Source organism: Nostoc sp. UHCC 0251, from assembly GCF_034932245.1.
In the GTDB taxonomy this organism is placed as follows: Bacteria; Cyanobacteriota; Cyanobacteriia; order Cyanobacteriales; family Nostocaceae; genus Nostoc.
This window is the reverse complement of sequence record NZ_JAYGHD010000393.1, coordinates 1-13091: the sequence shown is the minus strand read 5'-3', so window position 1 is coordinate 13091 and position 13091 is coordinate 1. Positions and strand designations below refer to the sequence as shown.

General features: G+C 42.8%; 6 protein-coding genes. 1 reads left to right on the top strand and 5 read right to left on the bottom strand.

What is annotated here, in order from left to right:
- Window positions 1-323: 323 nt before the first annotated feature.
- The 4 genes from VB740_RS32775 to VB740_RS32760 all read right to left on the bottom strand — a co-directional run bounded on the left by VB740_RS32775 (window position 324) and on the right by VB740_RS32760 (window position 7171).
- On the bottom strand, window positions 324-3773 hold the full coding sequence (locus VB740_RS32775) for a DUF4912 domain-containing protein (protein ID WP_323203997.1): 3450 nt from the start codon (window positions 3771-3773) through the stop codon (window positions 324-326).
- 466 nt (window positions 3774-4239) lie between these two features.
- Window positions 4240-5499, bottom strand: a complete 1260-nt coding sequence (locus VB740_RS32770; protein WP_323203996.1) for a precorrin-8X methylmutase — start codon at window positions 5497-5499, stop codon at window positions 4240-4242.
- Between the two features lie 3 nt (window positions 5500-5502).
- Entirely contained in the window at window positions 5503-6075 is a 573-nt protein-coding gene (locus tag VB740_RS32765) for a hypothetical protein (RefSeq protein ID WP_323203995.1), read from the bottom strand.
- Window positions 6062-7171: an ATP-binding protein gene (locus tag VB740_RS32760; protein ID WP_323203994.1), complete on the bottom strand. Its 1110-nt coding sequence runs from the start codon at window positions 7169-7171 to the stop codon at window positions 6062-6064. Before VB740_RS32760 ends, VB740_RS32765 begins: the two co-directional genes overlap by 14 nt.
- A gap of 257 nt (window positions 7172-7428) precedes the next feature.
- Here VB740_RS32760 and VB740_RS32755 point away from each other — a divergent pair, with 257 nt between their 5' ends.
- Window positions 7429-9336, top strand: a complete 1908-nt coding sequence (locus VB740_RS32755) for a heavy metal translocating P-type ATPase (protein WP_323203993.1) — start codon at window positions 7429-7431, stop codon at window positions 9334-9336.
- A 467-nt stretch (window positions 9337-9803) separates the two neighbouring features.
- Here VB740_RS32755 and VB740_RS32750 read toward each other — a convergent pair whose 3' ends face one another.
- Window positions 9804-12995, bottom strand: coding sequence for an efflux RND transporter permease subunit (locus VB740_RS32750; protein ID WP_323203992.1), 3192 nt, complete (start codon window positions 12993-12995; stop codon window positions 9804-9806).
- Window positions 12996-13091: the final 96 nt, after the last annotated feature.

Here is a 13091-nt window from a genome sequence, read left to right as displayed (position 1 = left end):
GTGTCGCCCACCCCACAATAAATAGTTGTATATTTTTTTATTTGGAAGTCCCTTATAAAGGCTACGGTGTACACACAAGTCTTTTAAGCCTTCGTGTTCTGAACGAAAGTCTTCGTGTTCTGAACGAAAGTCTTCGTGTTCTGAACGAAAGCCTTCGTGTTGTGAACGAAAGCCTTCGTGTTGTGAACGAAAGTCTTCGTGTTCTGAACGAAAGCCTTCGTGTTCTGAACGAAAGTCTTCGTGTTGTGAACGAAAGCACTTGTGTGTACACCGTAGCCCCTTTTAGAGGGGAATGAGGTTTGAGGGGATAATTGAGGAAATTACTAGCTTTCTGAAGTTTCCTGAGAGAACTTCTTATGGATAGTTCTAGTGGATTCTCCATCAGCAGCTACCGTTATGAGATAGTCCATTAAACCATCCGAAAATGGAAGACGGAGATGGAAAGTACCATCAGGTTTGATTTTGATGGAATGGCCACCGATGTTTACGCTTGTATTTGGTTGGGTTGCTCCGTGAATAATTAACTCAGCATCTGCTACAAACCAAAAATCTTCGTCGGAACGGCTGAAAACCCGAACATTAGGTGAACGGGCTATGAGTAACCAACGATTGCCATCAGCGATATAGCCAATTTCAACCATGTAGTCGCGATCGCTAACGGGAATGGCCACAAAGCGATCGCGTGCTACCTGTTCACATTCATACTGCTGTACAAGCTGGGGACTTTGATAACTCAAGTCAATCCCCGTTACATCGTAGAGCCGCACTACTAATTGAGAGCCACCCTGTTGTTGCAGCGCTTCGTTCTGAGTCTTGGAAATGTGCCAAGAGACATAAGCCCACTTGGGAGTGCGGGGTGTGAGCCAAATACTGCTTTCTTCTTCGCTGCTCTCTTCTTCTAAATTTACCAAGCCTATAGCTGTGTGGTTGGTTAACGCTACATCTTCAACGGTGGGATCTGTAGACGCAATAGTTGTTTCGTTTGTTAACGCTACATCTTCAACTATGGGATCTGGATAAACAGGACTGAAGACACGAACGATCGCAGAACGGGCGATGGACAACCAGCGTTCGCCATCAGCGAGATAGCCAATTTCAGCTATGTAATCGCGATCGCTGATGGGAATTTCCACAGAGCAATTGTCTGCTGTCTCGTCACATTCATACTGCTGGACAGGCTGAGGACTTTGATAACTCAAGTCAATCCCCGTTACATCGTAAAGCCGCACGACCAAATGAGAGCCACCCTGTTGGCGCAGTTCTGCTTTCTTGGTTTCCGAAATCTCCCAAGAGACATCAGCCGATGTAGAAGTATTTGGTGTGAGCAAAATACTGCTCTCTTCTTCTACATCTACTAAGTCATTAGCTGTTTCGGCCGCAATCGGTACATTGTCAACTGTAGTATCAGTTTGTTCTTTAGCATCTGATCCAGAAATGCTAGTCCAGCCTGCAATCCCTACGCCTGCTGCTACAGCAGCAGGAACAAAATCTGTGGATTCAGTTTCAACAGTACTTTCTTCAACAGTAGGCTCTGCTTGAGATTCTTCCTCTGGCAAATCAATAGTGGGTTCAGCTGCGTCCGCTACCACATTAAATAAATCATCTGGCAATTCTGGCAAATCCAGCAGTGAGGATGTTTGCAACTCTGACGGTTCTAGATTCGCTGCTACTTCGCCAGACTCTGGTGAGTCTAATTCCTCTACTGAGGCTGTATCTTCACTTGAGGTAATACTTTCTAGCCAGTTCAATTCTGCCTGAAGTTCTTCATCAATCTGCTCTTCATTAACTTCTGTGTTCCAATATCCAAAATTAGATGTTACTTCTGGCACATCTGGTAATTCTGGGAGTGGGGCTGTCACCTCAGATAAAGGCAGTTCCACATCAGATGTTTCTTCTGGAATATTAGCCACGTGAGGATAGGAAGTATTTACTACAGCTGCTGGGGCTTCTAGTTCCTCATCTATTTGCTCTTCATTAACTTCTGTGTCCCAATATCCAAAATCAGATGTTAATTCTGTCACATCTGGTAATTCTGGGAGTGGGGCTGTCACCTCAGATAAAGGCAGTTCCACATCAGATGTTTCTTCTGGAATATTAACCAGGTGAGGATAGGAAGTATTTACTACAGCTGCTGGGGCTTCTATGTCCCATGCAATTTCATCAGAATCAGAATCGGGATTACTTATCTCCTGATAATTATTTAGCTCAACCGTCTCATCAATTGCATTTGTATCTGTTTCTTTGTTGGTAAAGGCAGACCAGGTAGCCGCGCCGATGCCCGTTGCTAAAGCCGCACCATTGCTTAAAGCTGCGGCTCCCAAGTTGCTGTTTTCTGCTCCATTAGCTGCACTTGATGTTGTGCCTTCATAGGAATTAGAGGTGCCATTCGTTCCCTCTTGGACTAAATTTGATGTCTCTTGAGTAGCATTTTGGGGCAGGTCAGATTGTGTTTGAGCATAGATGTTGAAAGGAGTGCGCTCAGGGCTTTCTTGTTGGAACTGGGGCACTGGCTGCTCCTCAAGCATCGCTCCGTTAATGGAGGGAGCAGTGCTGGCGTTGACTGCCGCAGTTTCTCCATCTTCTTTGCTGGGTGGACGAGGATCTGGCCCTAGTAATTGATCTATGCTTTCAACGGGCGCTGGGCGTTTTCCCAAAATCCACCATAGGAAGGCTCCACCTACAGTTGTAAAAAACAAAGGTAGGAGTAACCAAAATGGTGCTTCTCTATTTACAATTGGACTAGTTTGTGCAGTAGTAGGAGCCACAAATGGTTGTTCGCCAAATGCAGAAGGAGTTGCACCGGCGGTAGGCGTAGCCGCAGGTGTTGTCTCGACACCGGGGGAAGCAGTGACAGCAGGTTGTAATACACTGGTGGCGATCGCTTCTGCTTCAGCAGTTCTACCTTGTTCTATAGCCTGCTGTCCTGGGGGCGCAAGGGTAAAGCCGAGAAAATCTACTGTGCTTAAACTCGGATTTTTTTTGTAAACGTAAACTAAAGGTTGCGAAAAGGGATATCTATCATCTTCTGGTAAAGCTTGGTGTAATTGCAGAACTCGCACACCTTTCAACTTCGACACTTGATTAGCTAACACATAGCTGATGCCGTCTTTACCCAGTTGTTTGACGATTTCTGCGGTATTATCTTCAGTTACTTGGGTAGCATTGGCCCCTGTAGCAAATTCAGCAGCTTTGAAGGCTGGATAAGTACGAAAAGTATTACGAGTTTCACTCGTGTCAGGGCGATCGATTAACCGAATCTTCTCTGAAGGGCCTCCCAGTTGTGACCAATTTGTAATTCTTCCCCGAAAAATCCGGGCAAATTCCCTACTAGTCAAGCTTTGCTTGAAAGGATTTTCTTCACTAACAATGATCGCAATCTTCTCACGGCGCAAGCGAAGTTGCTCCAGTCCTTGGGCTTTTTCTGCTGGTGTCAATCCACGCCCCATTGCTACTATGTCAATTTTGCCTTCTAGCAAATCTTTCAGTGCCGCATCAGTGCCGTTAGCAGCAACTTCAACCTTTGCACCGGAAAACTGTTTCTCAAAATTCTCTTTCAAGCTTTGGTTGATTGCAGCCAAGCTACTTGAACCATCAATCCTTACTGTTGTCCCATTCTGTACTGTTTGCGGCAGTGTAAAGGAGGGAGAATCAGGTTTAGATTGTGCCAGCATGGGTTCTGGCATCAGTAAACTTGCTGTCATCGGGGTTGTAGCTAAGGCAACCCATAATACTAGTCTAACTATCAAAGTATCTTTTTTTTCTTGTTGCCACATAAGCCCATTATTAAAGTAAAAAATAGAAAGCCTGCCAATCTTACATTGCGCGATCTTTTTAGAGATGATGAAGTAGACGCGCTAATTATACATCTGAGTTATCTTTACTTCTAAGTTCCTTTAACGTATATGTATTGATTGATACTTCGCATTAGTTTGTATAGCATAATAATTTATACTCTAATCGCTAGAGTCTGTTTACTATAAAATGTCCTAATTTAGATTGCAACTTATACCAAGTTGGTAGCGTATGGCCACAATTATGAATTATTGAATTACTAAAACTGGTAAAGTGTAGCAAATTCAATATTATTTAACAATATTATTTTCAGTAATGCTGAGTACTGAGTACTCATTGTTCAGCATTCACCAGCCCCGTTGGGGCGGGTGTGGGGTATAGGGTGTTGGGTGTAGGGAAGAAGAAGGGTGTTGGGTGTGGGAAAGAAATTTCCTTCTCCACTACCCCCTACACCCGAACCCCTACCCCCTTCTTTTCCCCAACAAGCATCGGGTTAGAAGCCTCGTCTAATGCCGTATTCCCTACACCCGACACCCTATCCCTATCCCCTACACCCTTCCCATCACCAGAATCTACTACATTTTTGAGATAACAATGACAATCTGGCTTCTCAATAAGTGACTCTACCAAAGCATTTAGGGCAGTTGCAGCTAAAGCGCCACCTCCGACAGTCCCTGCAACTGTAATAAAAGGTATCTCTTGTTGCATCAGTTGTCGTTTGGCTGCGGGAGCATGGCTAAAGCCAATGGGCATTCCAATTATTAATGCAGGCTGAATTTTCTGATTAGCGTTGGCGTAGCCCGTCGTAGACATCGCCTCACAAACTTCTATAAGTACTGAGGGAGCATAACCAACTACCAACACACAACCCTGACTTACTTGCAGCAATTTTTCTCGCCATTTTCGATGTTGCCAAAAGGCAAGTTCTGCTTCTGTGGCGGTGGTAATATGGGGGTTATCAATCAACGTTTCGATGCTACATCCCAAGTGAAGTAATCGAGTTTGATCCAAAGCAGCAGCAACCGTTTGAGTATCGACAACAATTTGACAGCTTGAAGATAAAGCTTCTCGACTAGCTGCGATCGCATCTCGACTCAATTTGATAAAGGACACCAAACTCACATCACCACAAGCCAAAACCAACTGAGAAATTAAGTGTTGTTCAATTTCCGAACGGTGAGATAAATCAGGTAGTAGGCGTTGTAGCGATTCTGTAAAAGCTTCTGAATGGGTATGAATTTCGGCATCTAAGCCACTCCAGAGGTTTTCCAATCCCCCCAATCCGGCTTGAGTTTCGACATCAAGTAACTTCAGTTGTGCCAAAACTTCCGCCTGCATAATTTGACAATGGCGATCGCGCCCTAATAATCCTTCTAATGCTGATGCAGTTTGTCGCAGTTGAGAAATTTGTTGCATCACCGCCCGATATTGCTGCTGAAGTTGTCCCATGAGATTAACAGTTGTGTCAGCTTCTGGCTCCACCTCCAAAATATTGCGGATATGGTTTAGCTGAAACCCTTGCTGCTTCAGTGCTACAATCCGTTGCAACCTGAGAACATCTTTTTTGGTGTAGAGACGGTAATTGCTGCGCGATCGCACTGGTTGCGGTAACAGTCCCAATTGATGGTAATGGCGCACCATCCGCGGAGTTAAACCGCCGCCGACTGCATCAGTGAGTTCTTTAATAGTTAAGCAACCAGCGTTCATGATTTACTCCAACAACGGCAAAATTCTTTGTAACTCTTCACAAGCCGCCTGAAGAGATGGCGGCGCATTTTCATCTAAACTCCCTTGAGAACACTGGTTTGCTAATTGTTCAACACCGGGTTTACAAATTGCCTCATTTTTAGGGAATTTTGGATATTTGGATTTTTCTGCTTCTTCTTCAACAACTTCTCCTGTTCGTAAATAATGTATCCAAGTTTCAATATTTCTTTTTGGCACGAATATTGCTATTTTCTCATCAGGCTTCCGAAGTTCCTGTGAATTTTCTATCAGTGCATTATCTAATTCTTTTAGTGTTGCCCTTACTGTTTCAGTATCTGCATCAATCAATACTACTAGCATTCCTGAACGATAGTTTTTTCGCCGATATTCTTTAACCTCTGCTGCATAATGCTTTCTAACAAACTGCTCTCCTGCACCTTTACCTGTTGGGGAAGTCCTAATTGTGACGTTTTTTGGATTTATATTAAAGCCTCGCTTTTTCAAAAAATGGTATGCAAAAACTTGCTGTTGTAGATCCTCACACAAAATTACTATCTGTACTCTATTCTGGGTCATAGAGCCAGCCTCGTGCAATCAGTTCTGAAATTGGTAATCCTGAATTTTCAGCTTCTTGATTACTAATTGGTTTTACTCGTACAGGTGCATTACTTTGATGCTCAAACCAATAACCTATAGGTGAAGCTAAAAGATAATTAATTAATACAGGATGATGGGAGATTAGTAAAGCTTGTATTTTTCCGTCAATACAGAAATCATAAAGTTGAATTAGCCAAGGTTGAATTTCTGGCAAAGCTAAAAAATTCTCTGGCTCATCAATGCAAAGTGTATAGTCTTCAGATTCAGTACAATACAGAATAGTGTATAGAGCAATTACTACTTTTTGACCATCGGATAATTCACTAAAACGATAATCAATAATCTTTGTCCTATCTTCATCTGTTGAAAATCGTAATTTTAGAATTCGATAGTTTTCACCGAACTTTTCAAATTTAAAACTTACGAAACCATCTAATATATTTTTTAAAACGTTCATAAGTTCAGCAATCTTACCCTGATCTTGGGAAATTTGGCGATACCAAGAAACAAAGTTCTCCATTCTATAAGTCAATTTGATTTCTTCATGTTCACTACCATCAACCATTAAACTAGGAATAATTTGGACAATAATAAATCGCTCAACGCGATTTTTGAACCAATTAAGCTTTGGATTACCTACAAAAAAAGATAGGATTGAAAATTGCGATTCATAAATAGGTGATCTTATTATTTTGTCATCTTCTTGAGAGAGTTGAAATTCATTTCCCTCTATTTTTAATAAAAGTTGATTATTAAACCATAAGCGTTCATATTCAACATGACTTTTTTCTTGATTATGTCTAATAGCAAATTCATATTTATAACTACCACCATTTCCAGCAATTTCTAGCTCAAAACGCTGAATTGCTGAAGTCTGCCAGCGAGTACAGTCAGCAGATTTAAAAATTCCTTCTACTTTTTCGTCACCACTTATAAAAATTTGAATTTTTCGTAAAACTTCAAAAACTGTTGATTTACCTGCTCCATTACCACCAAGAAACAGGTTAATCGAGTCAAAATTAAGTTCAAAATTTACTAAGCCACGAAAGTTATCAATATATATTCGCTTTAGCATAGCTTTTTTCCTCTTAGTGCAATTTTAAAGCTAACAGTTAAATCGTCTCATTTACCCACATCCAGCTTTTGAAAAACGCTCCCAGAACATAGATAAAAATTCAAATCTGCGTACCTCTGTACCTCTGCGCTTCCCAGCCTGCGGCAAGCCGCAAAAGCGTCTACAGCGCCCCTCTACGTTTCAAATTCATTATAAAGCTTGACATTAACATCAATGTCAAGGTTTAGCGTAAGAGAGTCCCTGTTAATTCATCTCTCATGCTCTACCCCCAACGTTTCAGCCAATTCACCAAAGAACACACAGATACATTAGCAGCCCTTTTATGTGGGTTGCTGCTATTTCTCGGATGGTTCGCCTTGCATCTCGGTTGGCTGGGATTGGCATTCCTACTGCTACCTGCTGCTTATGTAATTGGTGGTTACGAAAGTGCGCGGGAGGGATTAACTACCCTCCTCAAAGAAAAAGAACTTGATGTAGATTTGCTGATGATTGTGGCGGCTATTGGTGCTGCTAGCCTTGGCTTATGGCGAAGAGAATATCATCTAATTATTGATGGAGCAATTTTGATTCTGATCTTTGCTATCAGTGGCGCACTAGAAGGCTATGCAATGGCGCGAACTGAGCGGAGTATCAGGAGTTTGATGAGTTTGACACCAGATACAGCACGGGTTTTACTTCAAGGGAAGGAAGAGGAAATTCCTATCAGTCAGCTAAAAGTTGGTGATGAAATTGTCGTCAAACCCGGAGAGCTAATTCCTACTGATGGGATAATTTCATCTGGTTACAGCACCCTCAATCAAGCGGCAATCACAGGCGAGTCTTTACCTGTAGAGAAAACAGTGGGCGCAGAAGTATTTGCCGGCACACTCAACGGCTATGGTGCATTGCAGATTAAGGTACACAAACCAGCCCAAAGTAGCTTAATTCAGCGGGTGATTCGTTTGGTAGAACAAGCGCAGACAGAAGCACCTCCTTCGCAAGAGTTTATCGATCGCTTTGAGAAGGGATATGCCAAAGTCATTGTAGTAGCCGGGATATTACTGGCAACTTTACCGCCGTTTCTTTGGGGTTGGGATTGGGAAACAACAATTTATCGCGCTCTTACTTTCCTAGTGGTTGCTTCTCCCTGTGCGCTGATGGCTGCAATTATGCCCACGCTGCTTTCAGGAATCGCCAATGGAGCCAGACAGGGGATTTTATTTAAGAATGGGGCGCAGTTGGAGAAGATTGGCAAAGTCCGAGCGATCGCATTTGATAAAACTGGTACTCTAACAACAGGACAGGTGCAGGTATTTCAGATAATTCCAGTTAGTGAATACACTCAAGGGGATGTATTAAAAGCCGCTGCTAGTGTGGAATCATCTTCAGAGCATCCTATCGGTAAGGCAATTGTGCAAGCAGCTAGTGATTTAGATTGGGTTGGTGCAGTTCAAGTCCAAGCTAAACCTGGACAGGGAATTGTAGGAATCGCGCAAGAACAACAGATAATTGTGGGGAATGCTGTTTTTGTGCAAAAGTATGTCACAAATTTACTTGAAGAACTACAAAAAATGGCTCAATCTTTGGAGCAAGAAGGTAAAACTGTGGTTTGGGTAGCACAGGGAACAGAGGTAATGGGTATAATTGCGATCGCAGATGAGGTAAGAGCGGAAGCAGCCGCAACCATTACCCGGTTAAAGAAACTGGGAGTTGAACAAATTGTCATGTTAACGGGGGATAATGAGGAAACTGCTCACACTGTTGCCAAAGCAGTAGGAATTGATCGAGTATATGCCCAACTTTTACCAGAAGATAAACTGGATGTTATTCGCCGTCTACAGCAACAATATCAAACTGTGGCAATGGTAGGGGATGGGATAAATGATGCACCAGCCTTAGCCCAAGCATCTGTAGGTATAGCGATGGGAGTATCTGGTAGTGATGTGGCATTGGAAACCGCAGATATAGTATTAATGGCAGACAAGTTAGAAAAAATTGCCGTAGCGATACATTTGGGTAGGCGATCGCAAGCCATAGTAAAACAGAATATATTTATAGCGCTGGGTTTCATTATGTTGCTTTTGGTGGGCAACTTTCTAGGAAATATTAACCTACCCATTGGCGTGATTGGGCATGAAGGTTCTACAGTGTTAGTTACCCTCAGTGGACTAAGATTGCTGAATTGAAGAAGGCAGAAGGCAAAGGGCAGAAGGCAGAAGGTTCAATTTAGAAGGGGATTCAACACCGTACTTAATTGGGGCCACTAAGGAGGTCTTAAACCCTTGTTCCATGATTGTCACGGGCTTCTTGACAGGAGTCAGTATTTCCTTCTGCCTTCTGCCTCCTGTCCTCTGCCTTTCCTGATAAAGCACTCTTCTCTTGTCTCTGTGTTCTCTGCTCCTCTTTGGCAGCCTAGCGTCTACATTAAAATTTGAACGTGACAGAGTTCCAAACCTCATTAATGAGTATCAAAAGTTCATTAGCAATCTCCGCATCATGGCACAATGCTGCACATATCCCTAAAACTTTGTTAATGGCAATAGATAGTAAAAAATAGCCCCCCTTTTTAAGGGGGGTTGGGGATCTTCACTCGATAAACAAGCTAACCGAACTGTATTTAAACGACAGAGAACAATTAATTACGAATTACGAATTAATCCTCAGCTTTTGCTGAATATGCAGCAGTTTTACCATCCAATGACATACCTTCTGTTTGCAGTTGTTGATGACGATTTGGTGTGATAAAGCGCTCTGTCGTCGTCTTAATCACGATATACAAAATTGGCACTACAAACAAACTCAAAAAAGTTGCAATTAACATTCCGCCAAATACTGTTGTTCCTAAAGATTGACGACTACCAGCGCCAGCACCTGTAGCAATAGCCAAGGGGAAAATCCCCAAAAGTGTAGAAAAAGCAGTCATCAAAATTGGACGTAACCGCTGTTGTGAAGCCTCAATTACTGCTTTGGTAATTGAAAGCCCTTCTTCTCGTAATTGATTAGCAAATTCCACAATCAAAATTGCGTTTTTACTAGCCAAACCAATTAACATTACTAGACCAATTTGACAGTAAACATCATTAGCAAAACCCCGCATTGATTGAGCTATAAGCGCTCCAAAGATAGCTAAAGGAACTGATAACAGAATGATAAAGGGGTCAATGTAGTTCTCGTATTGAGCAGCTAGTACCAAAAACACAAAGATTATTCCTAATCCAAAGATCAGGGGTGCTAAACCACCAGAATCTATTTCTTCTAATGCAGTTCCTGACCATTCGTAACCATAACCTGCTGGCAAAACTTCTTTAGCAACTTGCTCCATTGCTTTAATTGCGTCTCCAGAACTAGAGCCAGGGGCGGCGGAACCATTAATTTCAATTGAGCGGAAGAGATTGTAGTGATTTATTGTTTGCGCTCCCACGGTCGGAGTAACTGTGACTAAGTTACTCAAAGGAATCATTTGATTCTTTTGAGAACGGACGTATAGTTTACCAATATCTTTTGGGTTAGAACGAAACTGTTGATCTGCCTGGATATACACCCGGTAATTGCGCTGCTGGAGATTGAAATCATTCACATATTGTGATCCCAAAGCAGTTTGTAAAGTACTGAAGACATCATCTATAGAAACTTGCAATGCTTTAGCTTTATTGCGGTCTACTTCTACAAGCAATTGTGGTGTATCCGCAGCAAATGTACTAAATACAGCTTGTAATCCAGGTGTTTGATTGGCGCGACCAAGCAACTTACCCATTGACTCTACTAGATTTTGTAAGCCACTGTTACCTCTGCGGTCTTGTAGTTGAAAGACAAAGCCGCCAAAGTTACCTAAACCCTGAATTGGTGGCGGATTCACAGGGAAAACCCTGGCTTCTGGGATTGCTAACAACTTCCCTTGTAATTTGCCAATAATCGCCTGTACTGATTGATCAGGTCTTGAGCGTTCTGCCCAAGGTTTTAAAGTTGTAAATATAATGCCGCTATTGGCGGTGCTACCACTAAAACCAAATCCTCCTACTGCAAAAGTCCCTAGTACTTCTGGAAGTGGCAAAATTTCTTTTTCTACTTGTGCCATGACATCGCTGGTATATTGCAGCGATACGCCTTGGGGCCCTTGGATGATGGTGATGAAGTAGCCTTCGTCTTCATCGGGTAGAAAGGCTGTCGGTACTGTGGTGTACAGCCAAGCAGTCATTCCCAAAGAAACAATAAACAATCCAATGACGATGCTTTTGAATCGTACCATCCAGGTAAGCGATCGCTCATAACTTGACCTTACCCATTCCAGGAATCGATTAATCAGGTCAAACAGCCAGCCAATCCACCTTGGAGGTCTTTGTCCTGGACGCAGCAACACGCCACACAAAGAAGGTGTTAGAGTTAAAGCCAAAAAAGTTGAAATTGCAATAGAGAAGGCGATGGTCAGGGCAAATTGCCGATAAAGTGCGCCTGTGGTTCCCGGAAAAAACGCCACTGGCACAAACACCGCCATCAATACTAGTGAAGTGGCAATAACTGCGCCAAACAGTTCCCTCATTGATTCACTAGCGGCTCGACGAGGACTAATTCCTTTATCCTGAATAAAACGGCTGATTTGCTCCACCACCACGATCGCATCGTCTACCACCATCCCCGATGCTAAAGTTAGACCAAACAAAGTCAAACTATTGATCGAAAAGTTAAAAACTTTGATGAAAACAAATGTCCCAATTAATGCTAGAGGAATAGTCAGTGCGGGAATTAAAGTGGTTCGCCAATCCTGCAAAAACACAAAAATTACAATCACCACCAACACTACCGCTGTAATCAAAGTCTTGACCACTTCTGTCATCGACTCTTCTACAAACGATGTTGTGTCAAAAGCTACTTGATATTGCAGCCCAGGTGGAAAACTCGGAGCCAATCGCTCCATTTCGGCTTTGACTCCCTTGGCTACATCCAAGGCATTACTGCCAGGAACCTGATAAATCCCTAAACCTACAGCATCATTGCCACGAAATCGCAGAAATGAACTGTAGTTTTCTGCCCCCAGTTCTGCTCTACCTACGTCTTTGAGCTTAACTAGTGTGCCATCATCTTCAGTTTTGAGGACAATTTCTTCAAATTCTGATGGTTCTGCTAATCGGCTGGCAGCACGCACATCAAGTTGATATCTTTGCCCTTCAGGAGCCGGTTCTTGTCCAATTCTCCCTGCACCAACTTGCAAGTTTTGTTCAGATAAGGCATTCGCTACATCCTTGGTCGTTAGTCCTCGACTGGCAAGGCGGCTCGGATCTAACCACAAACGCATTGCGTAGCGGCGTTCACCAAAAATTTGAGCGTTGCTCACCCCTTTGACTCTTTTTAAAGCATCTGCTAAGTAAAGATCGGCATAGTTACTTAAAAATATATTGTCGTACTGATTATCTTCAGCGAATAAACCAATCGCTAAGAGAATGTTACTAGATTCTTTCGATACCCGCACTCCCGTGCGCTGTACAGAATCTGGTAGTTGTGGTTGAGCAACAGAAACACGATTTTGCACATCCACAGCCGCAATATCTTTATCGCGCGATGAATCAAAGGTGGCTGTAATCGTACTAGTACCATCGTTACTGCTGCTAGAAGTAAGATATCTTAGTCCCTCAATCCCATTGATTTGCCTTTCTAAGATATTCGTCACCCCACTTTCTACAACTTCTGCACTAGCTCCGTTGTAGTTGGAAGTTACACTAATTTGGGTGGGACTAATTTCTGGGAACCTAGCGATCGGCAGTGTGGGAATACTGATTAATCCTATTAAAAGGATAACGATCGCACAGACCGACGCAAAGATTGGTCGCTTAATAAAGAAGTCAACAAACATAGTTTAAAAAATTGGGCATTGGGTATTGGGCATGGGGCATTGGGCATGGGGCATTGGGCATGGGGCATTGGGCATTGGGCATTGGGCATTGGGCAT